Origin of the sequence: Nocardioides panacisoli (genome assembly GCF_019448235.1) — a bacterium.
Taxonomy (GTDB): domain Bacteria; phylum Actinomycetota; class Actinomycetes; order Propionibacteriales; family Nocardioidaceae; genus Nocardioides; species Nocardioides panacisoli_A.
Window position 1 is genome coordinate 44940 of record NZ_CP080409.1, and the last position, 25591, is coordinate 70530.

Sequence of the window (25591 nt, forward strand, 5' to 3'; positions counted from 1 at the left end):
CGAACTCGACCACCGGGCGTCGCGGGTCCCAATGCCGCGCGCCGGTGGCCGGATAGAGATACGAGTCTACGGGCCGACACGCCCGAGTTCAACGCGGTCGGGGTTGCCCCTCGGCGGTGCAGCCCAGCCAGTCGACCGTGGTCGCGCGCCGGTCGGTGGCCAGCTCCACGGTGTGCTCGGCCTGGTCGGGAGTGGGCTGGAAGGCGATCTCGCCCACCACGGTCTTGTCCGCCGCGATCGCGCGGGCGGTGCAGGTGGCGGCGACGGGACCGTCGCCGTACTTGATGCGGGCGGTGACCGTGGCGGTGTGGTCGCCGACGATCTCGTGGCCGATCTCCTGGGAGGCCACGGCCGGGTCGGCGTGGGACACGGTGACCCAGAGCAGCCAGGCCGAGGCGGGCAGGATGAGGGCGGCCGCGAGCGCGAACACCAGCGCCCGGCGCGCCGGCGACGGGGCGCCGTACCGCTCGGCGAGGGAATCGCTGGTGCCGCTCATTGGTTCATGGTCCCATGCGCGTCCCCACGCCCGATGACGGTCCCTCTACGATGCCGCCCATGACCGAGCGCAGTGGCCTGCGGTTGATGCACGTGCACGCCCACCCCGATGACGAGTCCAGCAAGGGCGCCGCCTCGACGGCGAAGTACGTCGCGGAGGGCGTCGACGTCCATGTCGTCACCTGCACCGGTGGCGAGCGCGGGTCGGTGCTCAACCCCAACATGGACCGCCCCGACGTGTGGGAGGACATCACCCGGATCCGTCGCGAGGAGATGGCGCGTGCGCGCGACATCCTCGGCATCCGGCAGGACTGGCTCGGTTTCGTCGACTCCGGCTGGCCCGACGGCGACCCCAAGCCCCCGCTGCCGGAGGGCTGCTTCGCGCTCGCGCCGCTGGAGGAGTCGACCGAGGCCCTGGTGCGGCTGATGCGCGACTTCCGCCCCCACGTGGTGACGACGTACGACGAGCGCGGCGGCTACCCGCACCCCGACCACGTGCGCTGCCACGAGGTCAGCGTGGCGGCGTTCGAGGCGGCCGGGGACCCCGAGCGGTTCCCCGACGCGGGCGAGCCGTGGCAGCCGCTGAAGCTCTACTACCACCACACCTTCAACCGCCCCCGGATCCAGGCGCTGCACGACGCGATGCTCGCCCACGGCCTGGAGTCGCCGTGGGAGGAGCGGCTGGCGAAGTGGAAGCCGGAGCCGGACTGGGACGCCCGGGTGACCACCCGGGTGCCGTGCGGGGAGTACTTCGGTGTCCGGGACCAGGCGCTGCTGGCCCACGCGACCCAGATCGACCCCGACGGCCACTGGTTCGCCATGCCGCGGGAGCTGCACGCCGAGGTCTGGCCGACCGAGGACTTCGAGCTGGTGGTGTCGCACGTGGAGACCACCACGCCCGAGGACGACCTCTTCGCCGGCATCGTGGGAGAATGAGGTCATGGTGCTGCAGTTGCTGATCGCCGCGGAGGAGGGTCCCGACGCCAACGACGTGGTCGCGGGCTGGACCGGCCTCATCGTCCTGCTGGCGATGGTCGCCGCGGTCGCCTTCCTCGGGTGGAGCCTCACCAAGCAGCTGAAGAAGGCCGACCGTGCCGCACAGGAGGGTGTCTACGACGACCCGGCCGAGCGCGGCGGGTCCGGGACCGACAGGTAGCCACCCACCAGCGCCACCATCTCGGCCACGACCCGGTCGCGGTCGATCCCCGGCTCGTCGAGCACGTAGTGCAGCGCGACGTTCTCCAGCGCGAGCACCAGCGTCCACGCCGTCACGGCCGGCTCCGGCCGGTGCGTCGCCTCCGGACGGCCCGCCAGGTACGCCGTCATCAGCTCGCGCACGCGCACCTCGAGCTTCGCGCGCCGCGCCTTGTGACGTGTCGCCGGGAGCTCCTCGGCCACCACGCGCAGCAACGGTCGGTCGGCCTCGAGCGCGGCCAGCAGTGCGTCGGCGGCGTCGCGCACCATCGCCGGGCCGGTCTCCCCGATGCGATCGGCAAGTGAGGCCGCCACCCGTTCGGTGACCTCCTCCCAGTAGCGGTCGATCACCTCGTCCAGGATCGCGCCCTTGTCGGGGAAGTACTGGTACAGCGAGCCGGGGGAGACCCCGGCGGCCGCGGCCACGCGGTTGGTGGAGAAGGCGTCGTACCCGTCCTCGAGCAGCACCTCGCGTCCCGCGGCGATGATGCGCTCCACCGTCCGGCGCGAGCGGGCCTGGCGTGGGGTCTTCCGCATGATGCGAATTGTATGCGAGTGATCGCTCGCGTCACGATTGGGGGCATGACGACGCAGCCTGCTCCCGCTCCCGCGGCCGCCCCGGCGTACCCGACCCGCTTCCGCGAGGGCGAGGAACGCGGCGCCCGCCTCGGCCGGGCGCTGAAGTGGATCGCGGGGGTCGAGGAGCTCGACGAGGCGCTGATGGACCGGATCGGCCGCGCGATGCACGAGACCGACGCGCTCGGCGATCGGTTGGCGCGGGCCATGCGGGCACCGTCCGGATCCGAGCAGAAGGTGAGCATGCGCCAGTTCCACCGCGCGCTCGCGGAGGGGATCGACGCCGTGCCTCAAGCGCCACCGGTGCTGCGGGAGTTCCTCGAGGACGCCCACACGGTGCCCGACTGGGTCGACTTCGACCGGGTGCGCCGCGGCCAGGACGCCTACCGCCGCCTGGGCAAGAACGCCTCCGACGTGCTGTTGCAGCTCTCCCTCGTCGGCGGCTACCGCTTCGGCGGGCCCACCGACCTGCTCGTCGCGACCGGCGGACTGACCGGCGACATGACGTTGCGCCGCCTCGGCGAGACGCAGAAGTGGGGCGTGGCCCTGACCGAGCCGGGCTCGCTGCGGCCCGGCGGCGAGGCGTGGCGCCTGACGGTCCACGTGCGCGCGATGCACGCCCTGGTCAACGCCTCCTTCGTCGACCAGTGGGACGTCGCACGGTGGGGCCAGCCGATCAACCAGGCCGACCAGGCCGCCACGCTGGGGCTCTTCGACGGCGTGCTGCTGATCGGCGCCCGGGCGCTCGGCGTCCGCATCACCCGCCAGCAGAGTCGCGACGTGATGCACATGTGGCGCTGGATCGGCCACCTGATGGGCGTGCACCCCGACTTCCTCGTCGACGACGAGCGGACCCGGCACCGCATCAACTACCACGTGCTGCGGGCCCAGGGGCCGCTCACGGAGGCGGGCCCACGGTTGGCGCGGGCCGTCGTCGACGCGCAGGCCGACCGGACCTATCCCGGCTGGACGCGCGCCCTGCAGCCGGTGCGGGCGGCGTACGAGCGCGAGCGGCTGCTGAGCATGCTGACCGTCTTCCTCGGGCCCGAGTCGATGCGGGAGTTCGGCCTGCCGCGACGGCCGCCGTGGGCGCACGCCTACCTCGGGCTGGTCAACCAGTGGCGCTACCGCGTGCTCGCGCGTACGCCGTGGGGTCGCGCCCGCCTGGACGCCTGGGGTCGGCGCAACAGCCGGCACCTGCTCGCCAGCTACTTCGGCGAGGACGACCCGGCGGTCGCCGAGCTGCGTACCTGAGTGCGTCGAATCCCGGTTGCGCGGTGACGGCCCGGCCACGTTGGATCGACGACATGACCAGGCCGGAGGAACCGATCGAGGAGGTGCGCGTGGACGTGGAGTCCGCGCGCGCGGCGAACCGTGCGAACTGGGACGACCGTGCCCGGGTGCACGCCGACAGCACCGAGTACGACCTGCCCGGCCTCGCCGCCGATCCCGACCGGATCTCCACGGTGATCAGCGACGACGTCGCGGTGCTCGGCCCGCACCTGCCGGCGCCGGCGGACCCCGCACGCCCGCTGGCCGGGTACGACGTGTGCCACCTGCAGTGCCACATCGGCACCGACACGCTCTCCCTGGCGCGGCTCGGTGGGCGCCTGACCGGCGTCGACCTCTCGCCGGTGTCACTCGAGGTGGCCCGCGACCTCGCCGACCGCGCAGGCGTCGCCATCCGGTTCGTCGAGAGCGAGGTGACCGCGGCAGCCGACGCGGTGGGCGAGCGGTTCGACCTGGTCCACACCTCGATCGGCACCATCTGCTGGGTCGCGGACCTCGATGCCTGGGCGCACGCCGTCGCCGGCCTGCTGCGGCCGGGCGGCACGTTCTTCTTCCGCGACTTCCACCCGTTCCTGGGCGTCTTCGACGACACCGTGCGCGGCGAGGTGCTGGTGGGCAATCGCTACTGGCCGCTCCCGTCCGGCCATGCGGTCACCTACGACGAGGCGCTGACCTACACCGACGGCGACCCCGGCCGCATCACCGCCACTCGCAACTACGAGTGGCCGCACACGATCGGCGAGATCGTCAACGCACTGCTGGGCGCTGGGCTGCGCATCCTCGCCCTCGAGGAGGGACGGGAGCTGCCCTGGCAGATGCTGGACGTGATGGTGCCCAACGGTGACAACTGGGTGCTGCCCCCGCCGTGGCACGACCAGCTGCCGGCCACCCTGTCGGTGGTGGCGCGGCGGGATCAGGAGTAGGTGTAGAAACCGCGACCGGTCTTGCGGCCCAGCAGGCCGGCGTCGACCATGCGGGCCAGCAGTGGCGGCGGCGCGTAGAGCTGCTCCTTGAACTCCTCGTACAGCGACTCGGCGACGGCCTTGGTGGTGTCCAGGCCGATCAGGTCGGCCAGTGCGAGGGGGCCCTGCGGGTGCGCGGCACCGCGCACGAGGCCCTGGTCGATGTCCTCGGCGGTGGCGAAGCCGGACTCCATCATCCGGATCGCGGAGAGGATGAAGGGGATCAGCAGCGCGTTGACCACGAAGCCGGCCCGGTCCTGGCAGTCGATGGCGTGCTTGCCGAGGCCGTCGTGGATGAACGCGCGGGCCCGCTCGGTGGTCTCGTCGCTGGTGGTGAGGCTGGGCACCAGCTCGACCAGGGAGAGGACGGGCACGGGGTTGAAGAAGTGGATGCCGAGCACGTGCTGCGGTCGGCTGGTGACCACCGAGAGCTTCATGATCGGGATGGAGGAGGTGTTGGAGGCCAGGATCGCGTCCTCGGACTCGACCACCTTGTCCAGGCGGCGGAAGAGCTCGGTCTTGGCGTCCTCGTCCTCCACGATCGCCTCGACCACGAGCTCGCGGTCGGCCAGCGCGTCGAGGTCGGTGACCACGCTGATGCGGTCGAGCACGGCGTCGGCGTCCTCGATCTTGCCGCGCTCGGCGGCGCGGTGCAGCGACTTCTCCAGGCGGGCGCGGGCGCTGTCGGCGGCCGGCTGGTCGGACTCGACCACGATCACGTCGCGCTCGGCGCGGGCGCAGACCTCGGCGATGCCGGCGCCCATCAGGCCACCGCCGACGACACCGACCTTGCTCATCCCACCGGGAAGGTTCGTTGCGTTCATCCTTCATTGCTATCGGCTACCGATCGGTAAGCGAAACCGGTACGGGTGACCCGGTTCGCTAGCGTGTGCGCCCAGGCAACCGGAGGTGGCGATGGCCGACATCGAGGTCGAGTCCGACGGCGTGGTCACGACCGTGACGATGGCGCGTCCCGACCGCCGCAACGCGGTCGACGGTCCGATGGCCCGCGAGCTGGCGGTTGCGTTCGAGCGGTTCGAGGAGTCCGACGACCTCGTCGCCGTCCTCACCGGTGCCGGTGGCACGTTCTGCGCCGGTGCGGACCTCACCGCCGTCGGCGGTGAGCGGCAGAACGACCTCGACGCCGACGGCCCGGCGCCGATGGGCGTCAGCCGGATGGACCTCTCCAAGCCGGTCATCGCCGCCGTCGAGGGGTACGCCGTCGCCGGCGGCCTCGAGCTGGCGGTGTGGGCCGACCTCCGGGTGGCCGCGGCGGACGCGACCTTCGGGGTGTTCTGTCGACGCTGGGGCGTGCCCCTCATCGACGGCGGCACGGTGCGGCTGCCACGGCTGGTCGGCCACGGCCGCGCCATGGACCTGATCCTCACCGGTCGTCCCGTCGGCGCCGAGGAGGCGCTCGCAATCGGGTTGGTCACCCGCGTCGTCGCCAGCGGCACCGCCCGGGAGGAGGCGCACCGGCTCGCCCACGAGATCGCCCGGATGCCGCAGGCCTGCCTGCGCGGTGACCGGCACTCGGCGCGCGAGCAGTGGGGACACGACGAAGCGGCCGCCATGCGCACCGAGTTCGCGATCGGGCTGGACTCGCTGGCCACCGACGGCGTCGCCGGCGCCGACCGCTTCGCGCGGGGCGCGGGACGCCACGGCTCCTTCGAGGACCTCGACGGCTGAGCAACCGTCCGCGGATGTCCCCGGCGCCGGGCAGACTGGCCCCGTGGTGAACCGCCCCGACCCGCCCGAGGCATGGGTCCGTCGTGTCCGCGACCTGCTCGCCGGGTTCCCGCAGTGCCGCGAGGAGGACGCATGGACCGGCGTCCGCTGGCGCGTCCGCGGCTCGACCGTCGCGCACCTCTTCGGCGGCGAGGACCAGCTGTTCCGCATCACCTTCCGCGCCGACCCCGACGAGGTGATCGCCTTCCGCCACATGGGGCCGCCCTACTTCCGCGTGGGCGGCAACGCGGTCGGCCTCGTCCTGGAGGAGTCGACGGACTGGGAGGAGCTCGCGGAGCTGCTGACCGACTCCTACTGCATCCAGGCGCCCCAGCGACTCGCCGCGCTGGTCGAGCGCCCCGGTGGAGCACCGTCGCCCCGCGCGGGACGGGATGCCGCCGATGGGTGAGGTGGCGGGAGGCGGAGCACGGCTCGCCGGTCCTCCCACCGGCGAGGTGGTCGTGCCCGAGGAGGTCGTGGCGATCGCCGACGGCGGCGCGATCGAGCCGGTGTGGCGCAACCTGCTCGGTGGCGTGACCTTCCGCGTGAGTGGCCCCGACGGCCGGTGCTACGTGAAGTGGGCGCCGGCCGGGTGCAGGGACTCGACCTCGGCGCCGAGGCCGACCGCCTGGCATGGCTGGCGCCCCACGTCCCGGTGCCGGAGGTCCTCGGGCACGGCAGCAGCGGTTCGGGTGAGTGGCTGGCACTGTCGCCGCTGCCCGGGCGTTCGACCGTCGATCCCCGGTGCGCGACGGCGGACGCCGACCGGTTGGCCAGCGCGATCGGCCACGGCCTCAGGGCGCTGCACGACCGCCTTCCGGTCGCGACGTGTCCGTTCGACTGGAGCGCCGCCTCGCGGCTGGCAACGGTCGCTGTCGACCAGCGACGGGCGCTGGGCGACGTCCCGGAGGTCGACCGGCTCGTCGTGTGCCACGGCGACGCGTGCGCACCCAACACCATCGTCGACGGGGCGGGCACCTGGGTCGGCCACGTCGACCTGGGCTCACTCGGCGTGGCGGACCGGTGGGCCGACCTCGCCGTGGCCAGTTGGAGCCTGGAGTGGAACTTCGGGCCCGGCCACGAGCCGGCGTTCTTCGACGCCTACGGGGTGGCGCCCGACGCCGAGCGGATCAGCTTCTACCGGTGGTTGTGGGACCGGTCCTGAGGTCAGCCCCGCGGCCCGCCGGACTCCTCGGCCTCGGCGACCTGGCGGCGTACGTCGTCCATGTCCAGCTCGCGCACCTTGCCGATGAGCTCCTCCAGCGCCGCCGGCGGCAGCGCCCCCGGCTGGGAGAAGACCAGGATGCCGTCGCGGAAGGCCATCAGGGTCGGGATCGAGGACACCTGCGCGGCCGCCGCCAGCTCCTGCTGCTCCTCGGTGTTGATCGAGCCGAAGGTGATGTCGGTGTGTGCCTCCGAGGCGGCCTCGTACGTCGGCGCGAACTGCTGGCACGGCCCGCACCAGCTGGCCCAGAAGTCCACGAGCAGGATGTCGCTGTCCTCGACGTGGGACGCGAAGTTGTCACCGGTCAACTCGATCGTGGCCATGCACCGACCCTACGCGGCCGACGGGCGTGGAGCGCCGTGACAGGGTTGGCCCATGGGGCCGTCCGTCGTCGCTGGAAGGTTTCGGCACCTCCACCGGGTTGCCGTCGCATGAGCCCGGCGAGGACCCCTGACGACGTCGCGCGACGCCGTGCCTTCGCCGAGGTCGTGGAGCCCGAGATCGAGGTGATGCTCCGGGTGGCGCGCAGCCTCACCGGCAGCGCGGTCGACGCCGAGGACCTGGTGCAGGAGTCGCTGGTGCGGGCGTTCCGCGCGGTCGACCGGTTCGACGGCCGGCACCCGCGGGCCTGGCTGCTGACGATCCTGCGCAACACCAACGCCAACCTGCACCGCCGACGCCGGCCGACCACGGTGGACGACTGGGAGCTGATCCACGCGTCCCGGCCCGCGTTCGGTGCGGCCGAGGCGCCGGCGGCCGAGGACGTCTACGTCCACGAGCAGCTGGACGCGCCGTTGCGCGACGCGGTCGCCGCCCTGGACCCCCGCTTCCGCTCGGTGCTGGTGCTCGTCGACGTCCACGACCTGTCCTACGCCGAGGCGGCATCGGTGCTCGACGTGCCGGTCGGCACCGTCATGTCGCGGCTGAGCCGCGCCCGCGAACGCGTCCGCAAGGCGATCGGTCCCACCCTCACCACGATCCGAGGAGACCAGTCATGAGCCGCATGCTCCGACAGATGATCTCGTGCCACTGGACCGCGAAGCGGATCCAGCGCTACCTCGACGCCGACCCCTCCGCCCCGCTCACCCCGGGCGAGGTGACCCGCCTCGAGGAGCACGTCGCCGCCTGCGAGCGGTGCCGGGAGGTGCTGGGGCAGCACCGCCTGCTCCACCGCGCCCTCTCGCTGTGGACCGGCACCCGGCCGGTCGACCAGGCCGCGATCGACCGCATGCGCTCCGTCCTGGAGGACCTCACCGAGGGGAGGCAGGCATGAGCACGCCCGAGCAGTGGGACCTGGTCGTCCTCGGCGGCGGCTCGGCCGGCATCGTCGCGGCCAAGACCGCGGCCGGCCTGGGCGCTCGCGTGCTGCTGGTCGAACGGGACCGCACCGGGGGCGACTGCCTCTGGACCGGCTGCGTGCCCTCCAAGGCGCTCCTCGCCGCCGCGGAGGCGGCAGCGGCCGCCCGCGGCGGCGCGCGGCTGGGGGTCGACGTCGCCGACATGCAGGTCGACTTCGGCCGGGTGATGGCCCACGTGCGGGCCGCGATCGCCGAGATCGAGCCGGTGGACTCGCCCGCGGCCCTTGCCGAAGCCGGGGTGACGGTGCGACACGGCCACGCCCGCTTCACCGGGGAGGGCACGCTCGACGTCGACGGGGAGCCGGTCCACTTCACCCAGGCCGTGCTGGCGACCGGCGCGGCTCCTGCCCTGCCACCGATCCCCGGCCTCGCCGACGTCGACCCGCTCACCAGCGACAGCGTCTGGGACCTGCCGGAGGCGCCGCGTCGACTGGCGATCCTGGGCGCCGGCACCGTCGGGTGCGAGCTCGGCCAGGGGCTGGCCCGGCTGGGCGTCGAGGTGACCCTCGTCGAGGGGGCGCCGCGGGTGCTCCCTCGCGAGGACGCCGACGCCGCGACCGCGGTCCACCGCGCGCTGGAGGCCGACGGCGTCCGGCTGCGACCCGGCCGGTCCGTGACGGCGGTCGAGGCGACCGGTGGTGGCGCTGGCTCGCTGCGGCTGGAGGACGGCGGCAGCATCGGGTTCGACCGGCTGCTGGTCGCCGTCGGCCGCCGCCCCCGCACCGACGACCTCGGGCTGGACGCGGTCGGGGTCGCGGTGGACGACCGGGGCTTCGTCGTCGTGGATCCCCGGCTGCGGACGACCAACCAGCGGATCCGTGCCGCGGGCGACCTGACCGGGCATCCGCAGTTCACCCACGTCGCCGGCGTCCACGGCAGCATCGCCGCCAGCAACGCGGTCCTCGGCGTACGCCGCAGCGTCGACACCGCGGCGGTGCCCCGCGTGACCTACACCCAACCGGAGGTCGCGGCGGTCGGGATCGACACCGGCCGGGAACGTCCGGGGGTCCGCCTCCTCACCCTCGCGCACGAGCACGTCGACCGTGCCGTGACCGAGGGCCGCACCGACGGCCTGACCCGGCTCGCGGTCGACCGCCGTGGCCGGATCCTGGGGGCCACGGTGGTCGGCCCACGGGCGGGGGAGACGTTGGGGGAGCTCGCGCTCGCCGTACGCCGCGGCCTGCGCACCCGGGACCTGGCCGGCATCACCCATGCCTACCCGACCTGGAACGACGGCGCCTGGCACGCGGCCATCGCCGACGTCCGCGAGCAGCTCGCGCGGCCGGCCACGCGTCGCGCCCTGCACGGGATCGCGCGCACGCGGCGCTGGTGGCTGGAGCGCCGTGCCGGCTGAGCGTCGCCTGGTGCTCGTGGGTGCCGGGCACGCCCACCTCCACCTGCTCCGGCACGCCCCGCGCCTCGCGACCGCCGGCTACCGGGTGACCCTGGTGGCGCCGCGCTGGTTCGACTACAGCGGCTCCGCCGCGGCGATCGCGGCGGGCGACCTCGATCCCGACGCCGGCCGGATCGACGTCGCCGCCCTCGCCCGCGACCACGGCGTCGAGCACCGCATCGGACTGGTCGCCGACGTGGATCCCGCCGCCAGGACGGTGACGACCGACGACGGTGCCTGGCTGGAGTGGGACGTGGTGTCCTGCAACGTCGGCAGCGTCGCGGCGGTGCCGACGGGGGTCGAGGTCGCCGAGGAGGTGATCGGCGTCAAGCCGCTCGCCGACCTCCACCGGCTCCGCGAGCGCCTGCGGCAGCCACCCCCGGGCCGCGGGCACCAGGTGAGCGTCATCGGCGCCGGACCCAGCGGCATCGAGCTGGCGGCCCACCTCGCCGCGCGTCCCGACACCGACCGGGTCCACCTGGTCGAGGCCGGACCTCGCGTGGGCGACTTCCTGCCGCGTCGGGCGGCCGCGCGGCTCGCTGCGCTCCTCGCCGACCGCGGGGTCTCCCTCACCAGCGGCGCCGCCGTCACCCGGGTCGACGGGGACGGGGTCGTGCTCGCCGACGGCACCCGGACCTCCCACGACCTCGCCGTGCTGGCCACCGGGCTCGCGGCGCCCCCGCTCGCGACACGGCCACCGCTGGGCGGCGACGCCGGCTTCCCGGTCCGCGCCACCCTCCAGCACCGCGACCACGACGACGTGTACGCCGCGGGCGACTGCGCCGACTTCCTGCCGCAGCCCCTCCCGCGCATCGGCGTCCACGGCGTGCGCCAGGGACCGGTCCTCCTGGCCGCGCTCGAGACCCGGCAGCGCGGGGCCGCGGCGCCGGCGTACCGGCCGCAGCAGCGAGCGCTGTCCATCCTCGACCTCGGCGGCGGGACCGCGCTCGCAGTCCGGGGCCGCTGGTGGTGGCTGGGCCGGTCGAGCCTGGTGCTCAAGCACCGCATCGACCGGAGCTGGCTCGCGGACTACCGGGACTGACCCGCCCCGCCGCCGGCGTCCGCCGCGTCGTCGGGCGCGACGCGGCTGCGCGCCAGCAGCCGGCGACCCACGGTGCCACCGAGTGCGGTGAGCGCCACCAGGCCACCGACGGCGACCACGATGCCCACCGGGTTGGCACCCGAGGCGCCGACGGCCGCGTAGGCCAGCGCACCCGGCACGATGCCGAGTGCGGTGCCGAGCACGTAGTCACGTCCCCGGACACCGAGCAGCCCGGCGGCGTAGTTCAGCGGCGTGAACGGGAAGAGCGGCACCAGCCGGACCGCGAGGACCGCCACCAGGCCGTGCGCGGCCAGCAGCCGGTCGGCCTGCTCGAGCCGGCCGTGCAACAGCCGGTCGACGGCGGGGCGCCCGAGCCCGCGGCCCAGCAGGAACCCGCCGCACGCCCCCAGCAGGGCGCCGCACCAGGCCAGCAGCGTGCCCCACCAGATGCCGAAGAGGACGCCGCCGAGGATCGTGAGCACCGACGCCGGCGTGGGCACCAGCACCAGGACGGCGTACCCGAGGACGAAGACCACGACGCCCGCCCACCCGGCCGACTCGACGAGGTCCTGCAGCTGCCGCGGCCCGTTCCATCCGCTCAGGTGCAGGGCGACGGCGACGGCGGTGAACCCGAGCAGCAGCACGACCAGGCGCAGCACGGCGCCGCGGGACGGGCGCTCGGGGGCATTCACGACGCGGGAACCCGGCGGACCGTCCGCCGACTTCCCGGTCACGGCCGCGCCTCCGCCGGACGCCGCAGCGTGCGGTAGCCGACCACGATCCGGTGACCGGCGCTCACCCCGACCACCGCCGCCCAGACGGCGGCGATGAGCGGTGCGTGCCACGGGAGCAGCAACCACAGCGCGTGCACCAGGATCGTCTCCCCGCCCTCGGCGATCCCGCCCAGGAAGCTCAGCGAGCGGCCGTCCTCGATGCGGTGGCCCGTGCCCTCGGCGATGGAGGAGAAGGCGAGGAACGCGGTGCCGTTGACGTAGTAGGCCACCAGCACCGCGGCGAAGGGCAGCCAGTCGGCGAGGTCCGCCGCCGAGGACGTCACGCCGACCGCGACGCCCACGACCGTGACGCCGTAGACCAGGAAGTCCGCGCTGATGTCGAGGAACCCACCAGCCGGGGTGCCCTCGCCGTGCGGCCCCCGACGGCGCGCCAGCGGACCGTCGAGGCCGTCCAGGGCCCGCGAGACCAACCAGGTCGCCAGGGCCCATCCCCACAGCTCTCCGGCCGCGAGGCCCGCACTGGCCAGGCCCACCACCAGGCCGGCCACCGTGAGCCGGTCGGGCGTGACCCAGGGGCGGTCCAGGACCGCCGCCGCGCGCGCCAGCGGCGCGTCGAGGCGGCGCCGGAGCATGACGTCGAACATCGGGCCTCCTCGTCGCGGGCGGTCGGGGCGCGCAGCACCGTCAGTATGCTGGCCGACACCGCGGCCCGTGCTCCCACTGCGCCGTCCCCACGTGACGGGAAGTCCCCGTGACCCCCACCGTGTTCCCGTGGCGACGACGCCGCGCTCCCGCGCCGACCACCCCGAGGAGTCCCGCCGCCATGAGAACCCGCCGTCCGGCCACCGGCGCCGCCGCCCTCGCGCTGGCCGGCCTGGTCACCGCCGCCTGTGCGGCACCGGCCGCGGAGAGCCCGGAGGCCACCGACCGGCCGTGGGCGGAGGTGCTCGCGGAGGCCGACGGGCAGACCGTCGACCTGTGGATGTACGGCGGCGACGAGCGCGGCAACGCCTACGTCGACGACGTGCTGGCTCCCGCGGCCGCCGACCTCGGGGTCACGCTGCGCCGAGTGCCGGTGGCGGACACCAAGGACGCCATGCGGCGCCTGCTGGCCGAGAACGCCGCCGGCGAGGAGGAGGGCACCGTGGACCTGGTCTGGGTCAACGGCGACAACTTCGCCACCGGCCAGGAGGCCGGCGCGTGGCTGTGCGGGTGGGCCGACGACCTGCCCCACCGGGAGTTCGTGGCGCAGGACGACCCGCTGGTCGCCGAGGACTTCGGCGTGGCCGTCGAGGGCTGCGAGTCGCCCTGGCACAAGGCGCAGTTCACCTTCGCCTACGACGCGGCCCGCGTCAGCGACCCGCCGCAGACCGTCGCCGGGCTGCTGGACTGGGCCGAGGAGCACCCGGGCCGGTTCACCTATCCGGCGCCGCCGGACTTCACCGGCTCGGTCTTCGTCCGCCAGGCGCTCTACGCGCTCTCCGGCGGCGCCGAGGCCGTGCCGGCAGGCTTCGACCGGGCCGCCTTCGACGACCTCACCCCCGCGCTGTGGCAGCGCCTGCGCGAGGTGTCGCCGTCGCTGTGGCGCGAGGGCCGCACCCACCCGCGCGACCAAGCGGCCCTGGACCGGCTCTACGCCGACGGCCAGGTCGACTTCACCATGACCTACGGCCCGGCGACCCTCACCGAGCTCGTGCGCGAGGGCACCTTCCCCGAGACCACGCGGGTGCTGGACCTCGAGGACGGCACCGTCGGCAACGCCAGCTTCCTCGCCATCCCGGCCAGCTCACCGGACCGTGCGGGCGCCATGGCGGTCGCGGACCTCGCGCTGTCGCCGGAGCAGCAGGCCGCCAAGGCCGACCCCGAGGTGTGGGGCCAGTTCACCGTGCTCGACACTGACCTGCTCGACGGTGCCGACGCCGAGGCCTTCGCGCAGCTGCCCGACTCACCCGTGGTGCCGGCGTACGACGAGCTGGCCGAGAACGCCCAGCCCGAGCTGTCCTCGGACTGGGTGAACCCGCTGGACGAGGGGTGGCGCCGCGAGGTCCTGGGGCGCCGATGAGGCCACGCCCGACCGGTGCCGTCCCCGGGGTCGTGGCCATCACCGTGGTGGCGGGCACCGGGATGCTCGCCGTCGTCGCGACCTCGCTGGGGCTGATGCCGCTCTACGGCCGCCCGACGCCCGGCCTGACCGGCTGGCGTACGGCGGCCCCCGACCTGGCGGCCGGCGTCGGCGAGTCCCTGCTGATCGCGGTGCCGGCGACGCTGCTGGCAGCGGTGGTCGGGCTGCTGCTGGCGGTGGTGATGCTGCCCGGTGGCCGTGCCGCGACCGTGGTGCGGATCGCGTGCCTGGTCGCGCTGGCCGTCCCACACCTGGTGGGTGCCACCTCGGTGCTGTTGCTGCTGGGCGACGGGGGACTCGGCGCCCGTCTCCTCGCCCCGGCGACCGGTGGTGCCTGGCCCGCGCTCGTGGGCGGTCCGTGGCCGGTCGCGACGGTGCTGGAGCTGGCGTGGAAGGAGTCCGCCTTCGTGGCGCTGGTGGTGCTGGCCGCCGTGGCGCCCGGCCACCGCGCGCGGATGGAGGTCGCGGCCGGACTCGGCGCCCGTCCGTGGCAACGCCTCACCCGGGTGCTGCTGCCCACGGCCGCGCCCGCGGTGGGCGCCGCGTCGCTGGTCACGCTGGTGTACGCGATCGGCTCCTACGAGGTCGCCTGGCTGCTCGGTCGCGCCGTCCCGGAGCCGCTGCCGGTGCTGGCCTTCCGGCTCTTCGGGTCCATCGAGCTCGCCGACCGGCCGGCGGCGGCCGCTGCGGCGGTGACCGGCGCCGCCCTCGCGCTCGGCGTGACCGTGCCGGCCCTCGCCGCGCTCCCGCGGCTGCGGGCGCTGACCGAGGGGGTGCGCGCATGAGCCGGCGTACGCACGCGGTGGGCGTGGTGCTCGCGCTGGGCTGGTTGGTGCTGCCGCTGGTGCCGGTGCTGCTGTGGGCAGGGGCCGAGCGCTGGAGCTTCCCCGACCTCCTGCCGCAGGCGTGGGGCACGGGCGGTTGGCGCGATGCCGGCGCCGCGGGACTGGCCCCGGCGCTGCTCCGCTCGCTGGCGCTCGCCGTGGCGGTGGCCGCGGTCGCGACCCCGGTGGGCCTGGTGGCCGGCCGCGCGCTCGGGTGGCGCCTGACCGCACGCCCCCGGCTCGTCGTGGCGGTGCTGCTGGTGCCCGTCGTGCTGCCCCCGTTCGCGGTGGCGATGGGGCTCGACGTCGTGCTGATCCGCATCGGCCTGCCCGCACTGGTCTCGGTGGTGGTCCTGCTGGCCGTGGTGGCGGTCCCGTACGCCGCCTACACCACCGCCGTCGGCTACGCCAGGACGTCGCCCGAGCTCGAGTCACAGGCCCGCGCCCTCGGCGCCACCCCGCGACAGGCGCGGTGGCAGGTGGTCCTGCCTGCGATGCGCGGCAGCATCGTCGTCGCGGCACTGCTGGCCTTCCTCGTCGGCTGGAGCGACTACGTCGTCACGCTGCTGGTCGGCGGTGGCCGGTTCGTCACCGCCCCGGTGCTGCTCGGGTCCACCGCCGCGGGGTCGGGCACCGACGCCACGGTCGCCGCCATGGCACTGGCGACCCTGCTGCCGCCGGTGCTGCTGGTCGTCGCGGTGGCGGCCGTCGTACGCCGCCGCGGTGGTGCCGCGGAGACGGACCCGATGCCGGTCGAGGAGAGGATGCGCTGATGAGCAGGCTGGAGATCCACGGCGTGGGCCACCGGTACCCGGGAGCGGCGACCGACGCGCTCACCGACGTCTCGGTCGAGGTGGCCGACGGCGCCATGGTCTCGGTGGTCGGGCCCTCGGGGTCGGGCAAGAGCACGCTGCTGCGGGTGGCCGCCGGACTGCGGGACGCCGCGACCGGTCGCGTGCTGATCGACGGGCGCGACGTCGCCGGGGACGCCACCGAGCGGCGCGACCTGACGATGATGTTCCAGCGCCCGCTGCTCTTCGACCACCTCGACGTCGCCGGCAACGTCGGCTTCGCGCCCCGCCTGGCCGGCGCGGGGCGGCGGGAGGCGCGACGCTGCGCGCAGCGCTACCTCCGCCTGGTGCACCTGGAGGGGTTCGAACGCCGCGACGTCGCCTCGCTCTCCGGCGGCCAGCAGCAGCGGGTCGCCCTGGCGCGGGCGTTGGCGGCCGAGCGCGGCGTGCTCCTGCTCGACGAGCCGTTCAGCTCACTGGACCGCGAACTGCGTGCCGCGATGCACGACCTGCTCGACGAGGTCCGCGCAGCGCTCGAGCCGACGGTCCTGCTGGTCACCCACGACCTGGACGAGGCCGCGCTCGCGGAGTCGACCGTCGTGCTCATCGACGGCACCGTCCACCAGCACGCCCCGATGCCCGAGCTCCACCGTCGCCCGGCCGACCTCGCGGTCGCACGGCTGCTCGGCGGCTTCACCGAGGTGCCCGGCACCGTCCGCGACGGTGCCCACCACTCGGCGTGGGGACGCGTCCCCGTCGCCGCGGGGGCGCCGCGGAGCGGGGCGGCCACGCTGCTGCTGCGACGTGAGGCACTGTGCGTCGCCGCGGCCGGGGGCACCCGTGGCCCCGGGGTGTCGGCCCGGGTGGTGCGCCGCCGGCCCGTCGGGACGCGGGTCATCGTCTCGCTGGTGGCCGAGGACGGGTCACCGCTGGAGGTGGAGCTGCCCGCCGGCGAGGACGTGACCCCCGGGCACCGGGTCGGCGTGGGGTTGCCCGAGGGAGCCGGCCCGCAGTGGGCCGTGCCGGCCGGCCCCGACCGGGACGCGACGTCGTCGACCTCGCTGGATACCGTGGCGCCGGGAGGTGCCCATGCCGAATCGACTGGCTGAGGCCACGTCGCCCTACCTGCTGCAGCACGCCGACAACCCCGTCGACTGGTGGGAGTGGGGCGAGGAGGCGTTCGCCGAGGCGCGCCGCCGTGACGTACCGGTGCTGCTCAGCGTCGGGTACGCCGCGTGCCACTGGTGCCACGTGGTCGGAGTCGCGCTGAGGTCTCGGCTACTGACGCCGATTCACGCTTGACTTGAGCGTGAATCACGCCATTTGGGTTCGCTGTAGGACGTTGTTGGACGCCTCGTCCGGGCGAGTTTGTATCAAGAGTTCGTATCACCGGCGCTGAGCTGATCTGTCCCCGACGTGACGTAGAGTCCCGGCAATGGCGAAACCCCGGCGATGTGGCCTGGGCCAGTGATCGTTCCGGGGTCTTCGAGGAAGAGGATACAGGAAGAGTCGGGTGTGGCCAACGCAGGTGGAGGCTCGGGCGACCCGGCGCCTGCCCGAGACTACGCGGCGCTGGCGCGTCTGCTCTCGGCTGAACGCCTCGGCTCGTACCTGCGGTGGAGCGGCGGCGACGTACCGGCCGCGTTCGCGCTGTACGAGTGGAACATGGCGGCCTCTGCCGCCGTCATGCATACGACAGGAATGGTTGAGGTCGTCGTACGCAACGCCATGGACCGCGCGCTCGTCGAAATGGGCGACGCGAGAGGTTGGCCGTCGTGGTTCGACCGCGCTCCACTCGACCAGCGAGGGCGCATCGACATCCACAGGGCGCGCGATCGCGCGACTCGCTTCGGCAGCCAGCCCGAGATTCACGGCAAGGTGGTTGCCGAGCTGAGCCTCGGCTTCTGGCGCTACCTCACGGCATCCCGATACCTCACGGCGCTCTGGACGCCGGCGCTGTATCGCGCGTTCCCTGCGGGGCCGGCCGACAAGCTGCAACAGCAGCGGGAGGTCGATCGGCACCTGAAGAACCTCCTGTTGGTTCGGAACCGCGCCGCCCATCACGAACCGATCCACCGGAGGAACCTCACGAAGGATCTTGAGGCCTCTATCGAGGTCGCGTCGTGGGTGGCTCCTGAGGCGGGGGAATGGGTTGGGGACCTGTCGACCATCGCCCGCGTCGTTTCGAGCCGACCCAATCGCAACTAGGGCGCGGGATCGAGCGGAAGCTTGCTCCGCCAAAGGCCGGCAAAGAGTCTGGCCTCCTCGATAGCGTGCTGGTCGTGGATGACGCGGCCGCTGACCAGGACGTCAACAAGCGCGTCTTGATGGCGGTCATCCACATCATCGAGGCCTGGATGGAGCGCGATCGCGGAGCATTGGCGCGTATCAACGGGGGCGCGTCCAGGCCAGATTCGGTGCTGGGGGAGAAGAGCAAACGCGCCTACTCCGTGCTCAAGCAGTACCTACCGTCACATGCACACGCGAACCTTGTGGCAGGGATAGCAGGGATCGCTCCCCGTGCCACAGCAGGCGTCGGCGAGACGGCGCGCCGTTGGGCTCGACCGGAAGATCGGGTACGGGTGGCGCGTGCGCTGCTGGCGTCGGCCGCAAGGGCGCAGAGCGCGGCCGAGGAACGCGAGGAACGGGCACGGATAGCGGCCGAGCTCGAGGCAGCGCGGCTGGCTGCCGAGGCCGAGCGGCTGGCGGCTGAAGAGGCGCGCCGCGCGGCTGAGGCCGAGTCGGAAGCCCGACGGCGAGCCGAACGGGCTCGGGTGCTTGCTCGCTACCGCGGCGAAGCGGACGCTGAGCTGCGGCGAGACTTCCTCGGGGCTGATGCCTGGTTCGACTCGTGGGACACAGGAGGGCACGTCGCGCGGAGCGACTTCGAGGACTGGAAGGCCGCGTTCGTTCAGAACTGGGCTCGCGAAGTCCTCCACGATGACAAGTTCGACATCCAACAGGCCCGAGCCGTCTCGACAACTTCACACGATCTACGGCTCGTTGCCCGGGCAGGTAGTGGGAAGACCCGCACCATTGTCACTCGGGCCTTGTTCCTCCAGCTGCACTGCCGGGTCGATCCCGGCGGGATCCTGTTGGTTGCCTTCAATCGCAAAGCAGTCGAGGAGATCAGCAAGCGCCTAGGGGAGGCGCTCCCGAAGGGTGCTCGCCTGCCGCACGTCGTCACCTTCCATGCGCTCGCGTACGCGCTGCTACGGCCAGAGGAGGAACTTGTCTTCGATGACTCCGAATCGCTCGCCCAGTCGAGGAAGGTCCAAGCCGTCGTGAACGACCTGATCGTCGAGCGGAAGGACGACGTGCGGCGGGCCATGCTCGGTCACTTCACCGACGACTGGAAGCGGATCCAGCAGCGCGGATTGCACATGAGTCGCGAGGAGTTCTTCGCCAGCCGGGCCGAGGTAACGCGAGTGACGCTCGGTGGCGAGTACGTGAAGTCATTCGGCGAGAGACTGATTGCGAACACGTTGTTCGAGCACGGTGTCGAGTACAAATACGAGCGCAACTTCACCCGGGGAGGCTTCAACTACCGACCCGACTTCACGGTGCTGGTCAACTGGAAGCCCCGCGTTGTCATCGAGTACTTCGGAATCACCGACGACCCCCAGTACCAGCGCAACGCCGACACGAAGCGCGAGTTCTGGGCGCAGCAGAGCGACGTGGTGTTCCTCGAGTACGATCCGTCGCAGATCGTTTCGCTCGGCGAGGAGGGATTCCGCGATCAGGTGCTCGCGGCTCTGGACCATGCCGAGATCCCGCATCGCTCGCTTAGTGAGGACGAGATCTGGGAGCGGGTTCGCCAGAGAGCTATCGACACCTTCAGCAAGACCTTGCGTGGGTTCGTCAATCGGGCCCGGCAGCACAACCTCAGCCCTGACGACATCCGGCAGCGCATGTATGCGCTACAAGATCCCGGCGACGGGGTGGTTGCGTTCCTGGAGTTGGCAGGCGACGTGCTCGAGGAATACCTCAACCGAGCTCGGCGTGACGGCTTCGAGGACTTCAGTGGCGTCATGTGGCGGGCCGCCGCAGAGGTACGCCGAGGGCGCGCCACCTGGACCCGGGCAGGCGGGAAGGAGCACGGCGACCTTCGCGATCTTCGATTCATCCACGTCGACGAGTTCCAAGACTTCTCCGAGATGTTTATGGACTTCGTTCAGGCGATCCGCGTACAGGCACCTGGGTCCTCGCTCTGCTGCGTCGGTGATGACTGGCAGGCCATCAATGGGTTCGCCGGAGCTGACCTGCGGTTCTTCGAGAACTTCGAGACTGACTTCCCGAAAGCGGTGACCCACCAACTGGTCACCAACTACCGCTCCGGTGGTCGGATTGTGTCGGCGGGCAACGCGGTTATGGATGGCTTCGGCGAACCTGCCCGCTCGTTCCAATCGCGATCCGGCAGCATCCACATCGCCCGGCTGACCGACTTCGAGCCCTCGCCCACCGAGCGCCATGTCTTCCAGGGTGACGTCGGCACACCTGCACTCCTCCGCTTGATCAAGAGTGGCCTCAACGAGACGGAGGGCACCGTCGCAGTCCTGTTCAGACGAAATACCGTTCCCTGGTTCACCAACACTGGCCAAGGTGCCTTCGTGCGGAAGCTGGACGGCTACCTCACCCATCTCCGAGGGCACTTCTCGGAGGACGATGGCAAGCGGCTCGAGGTCACGACATCCCACAAGTACAAGGGGCGGGAGTCGGACTTCGTGATCGTCGCCGACGCCGACAAGAAGTCATACCCGCTGATCCACCCGACGGTGGAGCTTTTCGAGGTCTTCGGTGACACCGTCGACAGCCTTACCGATGCTGACCGCAGGCTGTTCTACGTCGCAACGACGCGCGCCGAGTCCTCGCTCTGCTACCTCGTCAGTTCCGAGGACCCCTCAAGCTTCCTCGGCGCGGTTATGGCCATGGCGCGGCCCGTGGACTGGCGAGCGTTGCCGATTGCCGTCAGTGACGCCGACGCCCAGGTCGAGGTGCGCGTCTACGACGGCTTCGAGGTACGTCAGCGGCTAAAGGACGAGTTCGGCTTCCAGTTCGATGAGTCGACGAAAGTCTGGTACGTCTTCCGTCCGGCGGATGGATTCGACTTCCGCCACATCCAACAAGTCCTGTCGTTCGTTGGGCCACGTCTGATCGAGGTCCGCGACGAGACCCAGCGTGTGATCCATCGTGCCGGGGCTCGGCTCGAGCGCGGCCGCCCGATGTAGTGCGGCTTCGATCGCCTCGAAGACGTGCAGAACTATTCGGAGTCGCTCGGCTCCTCGTCGCCTGGGTCGGCACTGGGCTCGAACGTCCACGACCGAGCCACCTCGGCAGTCAAGACTCCGGTGAGGTGGACGGCGCCTTGGGGCTGAACCTTCAGGTGGTGGAGCGGATCGTGGATGATCCGGACCTCCGGGTTCCCCTGCCCCGCCTCGACATTGCCAACGAGTACCAGGAAATAGTCATCCGTCACGGCCATTGCGCGCTCGATCTGGCTGTTCTCCAGCTTCACTGTGTCGGGGATCGGCCCTTGGTGGACCTTCAACTCGTAGTACCGCCCACGGTCGTCGACTGCGTCGGCGCCGACGTTTGGTTGGTGACGCACGTCGGTCAGGGCGAGGCCGTCGCTGTCAAGCACCATGCGGAGCAGATCCAGTCCGGCGCTCTCGCGCTCCTGAGCCGTGTAGTTTAGCGGACCTCTGCCGCCCGTCCTTGCCTGCTTGGGCTGGTCATACTTCGGTTCTGTCAGCTTCGACTTGCCGCCGGAAGAGGAACCGGTTGCCCCTGCGGCGTTCGCTGATTCGTCACCCCGGGGCCTGCCGAGGATGAGGTTCCCAGCCGTCCGGAGGACCAGCGCTTCCGTGTCCACGAGCGTGCGTGCCGGCTGTGGGGTTTGATGAGGCGCTGACGTGCCATTAACGGCCTTAGCGCCATTCCTCTGCTTCCGTGACGTCTTCCTAGGCCCTGCCTCGTTCGACGAGGGCAGGGAGATCAAGGCGGCCTGGCTCTTCTCCCGTCGGAGCTTCTCTTCGGCCGCACGCTCGGCTGCGGAAACGACAAGCTCGGCCTGTGCGCCTATTTCCGCGTCTGCCCATGCGACCACCCATGCTTGGTCGATCTCTCGAGGGCTAGAGCCGAAGAGCGATGCGAGTGCGTAGCCAGCGCAGCGTGGTCGATGAGCCGCCTCGGGGGATTCGACGAGGAGCGTGCCACGGCTGACGTCGAGCCACGAGGGGACCGGCACCTGATGGCCGGCGCTGTCGGGGATGGCCACATGGACTCGAAGCTCGGGGAGCACTGCGACTTGGAACTCGGCGAGTTCTTCCCACGTGACGCTGATGGTCTCCGCTGTCCGCGGTGCGCTGACCGTCAGATCTGTTTGGAGGTTGCGCACTGCTCGCCTGAAGGTCTCAGTGAGATCCAGGTCGTATGTCGCCGAACCCTCACCGAGCACACGCGCCTGAGTGCCGTCGATCGACGTGAGAGCGAGGGGCTCGATCAGAGGCTTGAGTTGCGTCAGCGGGCCACCCGGCTGCCAGATGGGCACCTTCGTCTTGAGCGCTTCCGCCAGCAGCGGATTCTCAACCGCGTAGACGGGGCGGTTGCTCATCCATCCGGTTCCAACGTAGACCGGTTGACGGCGTAGGCGGCCAACGCTCTCGGCAGGTGTTCGGGCGAGAATCCGCAGCGCTTCGAGCATGATCTGCCGCTCGTCAGCGTCCATGACCCGACGTCCTGCAAGCTTCTTGATCACGCGCTTCGCGTCGTCCGCGTCGGGTGGCTGGACTCCCAACGCTGCCCAGAGCGGCTCGGCACCGGCCACTGCGGGGACGAATGCCGCGAGGTCTCCGAATATCGGGGGACCCGACCGGGTTGCCGAGATTCGTCGCCAGCCGTGGCTTGTGATGATCAATCCGTGGCCGCGATCAAAGTCGGCCCGCACCCCGCTTGCCTGTCTGTTGCCGATAGTCCGCCGAGCGCCTGTGCCGCGGACCTCGGCCGCGAGCGCCTGATATAGCGGTGCTGCGAGGTCGGCCGCCTCTGTGACGGCCAGGGGGCGGTCGCCGGTCGTGTCGGGTGTCAACGACTGCCCCGAGAGGTGAGCTTCTCGAATCGCTATCAGCTGGGCGATCAGCGCCGCGACGGTCGGATTGCCCGCAACTCCGAGAGCGGCAAGCACGTCGCGAGACGCGGCATCGTCGTATGCATCTGCCAGATACTGAGCGGGATCAGAGCCGTGCAAGGCCTCGTTCGCCTGGGTCTTGAGGCGTAGCTCACCGGGGGCAGCTTGTCTTCCGCGACCGTTTCCAAGCCACGGGACAGATGCCGCCTGGCTGATCCACCACGCGTCGACCTCGCCCTTGTCGATCCACCCGTTGTACGGCACGACGGCAGACACCTTCGCGTACGGCTCCAGACGGTCCCAGTTGCGCGCGAGACAGCCGAGCAGCGCGGTAGCCCTCTGGCGGCGCAGCGCACCGTTCCTTTCGGCTGCGATGCTCGCCAACACCTTGTCCAGGTCTGGTGCAGCGTGGTCATTGCGGGTGCACTGAGCTCCGACCTCGTCCATCTGCCTCTTCCGGCGGGCAGGCGAGCCCGGCGCATCCCGCAACAGGCCCCGCCCGTAGTAGACGAACTGCTTGTAGTGAAGGTCGTCGTCGGGGAACTCCTGCAAGCGAGGTACGTTCTCTGCGCCGAGCAGCCGGAACAGCTTTTGCGGGCCGAGTCCGGCTCGTCCTGCGGGGGTGCGCAGGTCCTTCAGGTAGCGGCGGTGGAGCCAGACCAAGTCGGGGGTCCGCTTAGCGGCGTTCGACCAGGTGCCCTTCTCCCGCTCGATTAAGTACGAGTCTGCGGGCCGGGCATGGATGCGCTTCGGCTTGCCGTCGGTACCGTACACAGTCGCTTCAAGGCGGATCGCACGGCCGATCCCCACGCCCAACCCCGGGCGCAGCGACTCGTCGACGGACTCCAGTGCCGCACGCAGCGCGTTGGCTTGATCGTCGCTGAGGGGGTCCGGCAGCTCGATGCCCATCCGCCCCGCCGCGGCCAGCACACGTAGGGCGTCGTCGTTGGTGGCTGTCCGTCGCAGGGTGTCGTTGTTGAGCAGCCACTCGGCCACTCCCGGCCACCCAGGACGTGCCGTGTAGTCAGGATGCAGGTGGGCGCCGAACCCCAACGTTGACCAAAGTGGCGCGGCGTCCTCGGGAAGGAGCACGCCCAAGTCCGACGCATCCGCGGGGCTGACGCGTCGGCCGTCATCGAGGACGAGGCAACTTGAGTCGATGAGCTCCACCTCCAGATCCTCGTCTTCCTCCTCGTCACGCGTAGCTACTTCGACAACGGCGGCTGTCAGATCGGCGATGAACTCAACCGTTCGATCGTCGGCGTTCAGTAGCTGAACGGCGCTGGCCACGTCGACAACGACCGGCGTCTCGGCCCCGAGGTTGTCGAGCTCGGCGATGACGTCACGCCACCTGCCGTCGTGCGACCGGTTCGCGACAACGACGACATCGGCCGCGCCAGCGAGTCCGCGGATGTCGTTGTCAGTCAGGATGTTGGTGAGGGCGGGTGTCTCGAAGGCGAGATCTCGCAACGGGTGGGCGCTGCCTTCGTCGCCAACGAGTCGGAGTCGTTCCGCCAACGCAAGACGAGCTCGAGTCATCAGAGACTCGCTGAAGGCGTCGTTGAGTTGCCCAGTCGCCATCGCGTTCGACGCGTACTCCTCGTCGAGCGGAACAGACGCCCAAGCGTTGCTCGCATCCAAGCGAAACTGGTCGAGAATCGCGTCCCGCCAGAGATCGGCCACGAGTTCTACCAGGTGAAGATTCCATTGACTGTCGGCGAGGTCGCGGCGGTTGGCGAGTGGATCGAACTGTCCTGCAAAACGGAAGGGCAGGCCGACCGATCGCACCGGCAGGCCGACGTGGGCATGCCCCTCATCCCCGACGAACCTCGCGAACGCCACGGACACCGGCGTCGTGTCATGGTGCGACTTGCCGGCTCGGTGGCCCACCGGGCTCTTGGCGTTGCGCGTATAGAGCACCCAGGACCGGTCCTCCGCGGTGACCGTCATTCGGGTTGCCTCGCCGCCTTCAAAGTTCAGGGTCTCCGCGTCGGTGCGATCGATGGCGAGCCGAGCCACGGCTTGCCCGTCCGGATCGAGCAGGGTGACCTCTTGAAGGGTGCGAAGGAAGATCAAGCCCGCGTCTCCCCACGACTGGAGCCATCGCGCCACCTCGTCCTGGGTGGTGGCGCCATGCTGGAAGGGCACTACGAACACGGTCGTCGCAGACGCCGGCTTGTTGGGCCAACGGTCGTCGTGTTCCGCCGGCTTTAGGGTGCTCCGCCCGAGACGGATGTGGAAGTGCCCGTTGTGGCCCTCCAGGGTCTCCGAGAGCGACTGCAGAGTCTTGAGCCCGATGCCGAATCGCCCCAGCTTCTCGGCCTTGCTGGTCTTCTCGCTCAGCCAGGGGATCGTGAGGCCCCAGACGTCTGGCAGCGTGAAGTCGTTGCCGTTGTGGCCCAAAAGCAGTCTGTCGTTGTCGACCAGGAAGTAGGCACTGTCCGCGCCCTCGTCGTCTGCGTTCTGCAGCAGCTCAGCGAGCCCTTGGAGGCGGTCATCCGACAGTTGGGCAGCGTTGCCCGATGCGCGCCCCAGAGCACCACGGATGCTGGGAGGGAGCTTCTGGAACTCGGCTGCCAGCGCAGTGAGGCTGGCCGACGCGGCCGCTGCGTCGACCGGCGCAGGCATGCGATCCCAAGGGGTGTCGGGATCATGGTGGACAACCTCGCGGGCAGCGTCAGCTGCCTCTGCCTCGCTGAACCACCACGTGTCTTCGCCCACGTCGGCAATC

The 25591-nt window shown here is 71.5% G+C and carries 24 protein-coding genes and 1 pseudogene; 18 read left to right on the forward strand and 7 right to left on the reverse strand.

Annotated elements, in window-relative coordinates:
• Positions 1–88: 88 nt before the first annotated feature.
• Positions 89–496, reverse strand: a complete 408-nt coding sequence (locus KUV85_RS00270) for a DUF4307 domain-containing protein (RefSeq protein WP_219961222.1) — start codon at positions 494–496, stop codon at positions 89–91.
• Positions 497–555: 59 nt separating this feature from the next.
• Between KUV85_RS00270 and mca the strand changes: the two genes are divergently transcribed.
• Both mca and KUV85_RS00280 read left to right on the forward strand, forming a co-directional pair.
• The gene (gene mca, locus KUV85_RS00275) at positions 556–1431 is read left to right on the forward strand and encodes a mycothiol conjugate amidase Mca (RefSeq protein ID WP_219961223.1); all 876 of its coding nucleotides are present in this window, start codon (positions 556–558) and stop codon (positions 1429–1431) included.
• 4 nt (positions 1432–1435) lie between these two features.
• Complete coding sequence (locus tag KUV85_RS00280; RefSeq protein ID WP_219961224.1) at positions 1436–1651, forward strand: hypothetical protein; 216 nt, start codon at positions 1436–1438, stop codon at positions 1649–1651.
• Here the strand turns inward: KUV85_RS00280 and KUV85_RS00285 are convergent.
• Positions 1606–2226 carry a TetR/AcrR family transcriptional regulator gene (locus tag KUV85_RS00285; RefSeq protein ID WP_219961225.1) on the reverse strand — a complete coding sequence of 207 codons (621 nt, stop codon included), beginning with the start codon at positions 2224–2226 and terminating at the stop codon, positions 1606–1608. The two genes, KUV85_RS00280 and KUV85_RS00285, sit on opposite strands and share 46 nt — an antisense overlap.
• 45 nt (positions 2227–2271) lie before the next feature.
• Between KUV85_RS00285 and KUV85_RS00290 the strand changes: the two genes are divergently transcribed.
• The gene (locus KUV85_RS00290) at positions 2272–3519 is read left to right on the forward strand and encodes an oxygenase MpaB family protein (protein ID WP_219961226.1); all 1248 of its coding nucleotides are present in this window, start codon (positions 2272–2274) and stop codon (positions 3517–3519) included.
• A 53-nt stretch (positions 3520–3572) separates the two neighbouring features.
• On the forward strand, positions 3573–4478 hold the full coding sequence (locus KUV85_RS00295; protein WP_219961227.1) for a class I SAM-dependent methyltransferase: 906 nt from the start codon (positions 3573–3575) through the stop codon (positions 4476–4478).
• Here KUV85_RS00295 and KUV85_RS00300 read toward each other — a convergent pair.
• Entirely contained in the window at positions 4469–5314 is an 846-nt protein-coding gene (locus tag KUV85_RS00300; protein ID WP_273544015.1) for a 3-hydroxybutyryl-CoA dehydrogenase, read from the reverse strand. The two genes, KUV85_RS00295 and KUV85_RS00300, sit on opposite strands and share 10 nt — an antisense overlap.
• A gap of 118 nt (positions 5315–5432) precedes the next feature.
• Here KUV85_RS00300 and KUV85_RS00305 point away from each other — a divergent pair, with 118 nt between their 5' ends.
• The 3 genes from KUV85_RS00305 to KUV85_RS00315 all read left to right on the forward strand — a co-directional run bounded on the left by KUV85_RS00305 (position 5433) and on the right by KUV85_RS00315 (position 7410).
• Positions 5433–6206 carry a crotonase/enoyl-CoA hydratase family protein gene (locus tag KUV85_RS00305; RefSeq protein ID WP_219961229.1) on the forward strand — a complete coding sequence of 258 codons (774 nt, stop codon included), beginning with the start codon at positions 5433–5435 and terminating at the stop codon, positions 6204–6206.
• A 43-nt stretch (positions 6207–6249) separates the two neighbouring features.
• Positions 6250–6654, forward strand: coding sequence for an MmcQ/YjbR family DNA-binding protein (locus KUV85_RS00310; RefSeq protein WP_219961230.1), 405 nt, complete (start codon positions 6250–6252; stop codon positions 6652–6654).
• Positions 6655–6837: 183 nt separating this feature from the next.
• Positions 6838–7410 (forward strand): aminoglycoside 3'-phosphotransferase, encoded by a 573-nt coding sequence (locus KUV85_RS00315; protein ID WP_219961231.1) that lies wholly within the window; start codon positions 6838–6840, stop codon positions 7408–7410.
• A 2-nt stretch (positions 7411–7412) separates the two neighbouring features.
• Here KUV85_RS00315 and KUV85_RS00320 read toward each other — a convergent pair whose 3' ends face one another.
• Positions 7413–7793, reverse strand: a complete 381-nt coding sequence (locus KUV85_RS00320) for a thioredoxin family protein (protein WP_219961232.1) — start codon at positions 7791–7793, stop codon at positions 7413–7415.
• A gap of 108 nt (positions 7794–7901) precedes the next feature.
• Here KUV85_RS00320 and KUV85_RS00325 point away from each other — a divergent pair, with 108 nt between their 5' ends.
• From KUV85_RS00325 to KUV85_RS00340, 4 genes are read left to right on the forward strand one after another with little or no spacing between them, the layout of a single operon-like run.
• Positions 7902–8468: an RNA polymerase sigma factor gene (locus tag KUV85_RS00325; protein ID WP_219961233.1), complete on the forward strand. Its 567-nt coding sequence runs from the start codon at positions 7902–7904 to the stop codon at positions 8466–8468.
• A complete protein-coding gene (locus KUV85_RS00330; RefSeq protein ID WP_219961234.1) occupies positions 8465–8743 on the forward strand; it encodes a zf-HC2 domain-containing protein in 279 nt (92 codons plus the stop codon). Before KUV85_RS00325 ends, KUV85_RS00330 begins: the two co-directional genes overlap by 4 nt.
• Positions 8740–10182 carry a dihydrolipoyl dehydrogenase family protein gene (locus tag KUV85_RS00335; RefSeq protein ID WP_219961235.1) on the forward strand — a complete coding sequence of 481 codons (1443 nt, stop codon included), beginning with the start codon at positions 8740–8742 and terminating at the stop codon, positions 10180–10182. Before KUV85_RS00330 ends, KUV85_RS00335 begins: the two co-directional genes overlap by 4 nt.
• Positions 10172–11263, forward strand: coding sequence for an NAD(P)/FAD-dependent oxidoreductase (locus KUV85_RS00340; RefSeq protein WP_219961236.1), 1092 nt, complete (start codon positions 10172–10174; stop codon positions 11261–11263). Before KUV85_RS00335 ends, KUV85_RS00340 begins: the two co-directional genes overlap by 11 nt.
• Here the strand turns inward: KUV85_RS00340 and KUV85_RS00345 are convergent.
• Positions 11251–11997, reverse strand: a complete 747-nt coding sequence (locus KUV85_RS00345) for a TVP38/TMEM64 family protein (protein ID WP_219961237.1) — start codon at positions 11995–11997, stop codon at positions 11251–11253. The genes KUV85_RS00340 and KUV85_RS00345 overlap by 13 nt on opposite strands.
• Complete coding sequence (locus KUV85_RS00350) at positions 11994–12641, reverse strand: CDP-alcohol phosphatidyltransferase family protein (protein ID WP_219961238.1); 648 nt, start codon at positions 12639–12641, stop codon at positions 11994–11996. The genes KUV85_RS00345 and KUV85_RS00350 overlap by 4 nt, the downstream gene beginning before the upstream one ends.
• Before the next feature lie 179 nt (positions 12642–12820).
• Between KUV85_RS00350 and KUV85_RS00355 the strand changes: the two genes are divergently transcribed.
• The 7 genes and pseudogenes from KUV85_RS00355 (at position 12821) to KUV85_RS00385 (ending at position 20962) form a co-directional block, all read left to right on the forward strand.
• Positions 12821–14059, forward strand: a complete 1239-nt coding sequence (locus KUV85_RS00355; protein WP_219961239.1) for an ABC transporter substrate-binding protein — start codon at positions 12821–12823, stop codon at positions 14057–14059.
• Positions 14056–14904: an ABC transporter permease subunit gene (locus tag KUV85_RS00360; protein ID WP_219961240.1), complete on the forward strand. Its 849-nt coding sequence runs from the start codon at positions 14056–14058 to the stop codon at positions 14902–14904. Before KUV85_RS00355 ends, KUV85_RS00360 begins: the two co-directional genes overlap by 4 nt.
• Positions 14901–15716, forward strand: a complete 816-nt coding sequence (locus KUV85_RS00365) for an ABC transporter permease subunit (protein ID WP_219961241.1) — start codon at positions 14901–14903, stop codon at positions 15714–15716. Before KUV85_RS00360 ends, KUV85_RS00365 begins: the two co-directional genes overlap by 4 nt.
• Positions 15716–16843 carry an ABC transporter ATP-binding protein gene (locus KUV85_RS00370; protein WP_219961242.1) on the forward strand — a complete coding sequence of 376 codons (1128 nt, stop codon included), beginning with the start codon at positions 15716–15718 and terminating at the stop codon, positions 16841–16843. The genes KUV85_RS00365 and KUV85_RS00370 overlap by 1 nt, the downstream gene beginning before the upstream one ends.
• Positions 16824–16997, forward strand: a pseudogene (locus KUV85_RS00375) (DUF255 domain-containing protein); the annotation flags it as partial. The gene KUV85_RS00370 and the pseudogene KUV85_RS00375, both read left to right, overlap by 20 nt.
• Positions 16998–17249: 252 nt before the next feature.
• The gene (locus KUV85_RS00380) at positions 17250–17942 is read left to right on the forward strand and encodes a hypothetical protein (RefSeq protein WP_219961244.1); all 693 of its coding nucleotides are present in this window, start codon (positions 17250–17252) and stop codon (positions 17940–17942) included.
• Positions 17943–18016: 74 nt separating this feature from the next.
• On the forward strand, positions 18017–20962 hold the full coding sequence (locus tag KUV85_RS00385; protein ID WP_219961245.1) for a DEAD/DEAH box helicase: 2946 nt from the start codon (positions 18017–18019) through the stop codon (positions 20960–20962).
• Positions 20963–20994: 32 nt separating this feature from the next.
• On the opposite strand, the gene KUV85_RS00390 is transcribed toward KUV85_RS00385, so the two are convergent.
• Positions 20995–25581: a sacsin N-terminal ATP-binding-like domain-containing protein gene (locus KUV85_RS00390; protein ID WP_219961246.1), complete on the reverse strand. Its 4587-nt coding sequence runs from the start codon at positions 25579–25581 to the stop codon at positions 20995–20997.
• Positions 25582–25591: the final 10 nt, after the last annotated feature.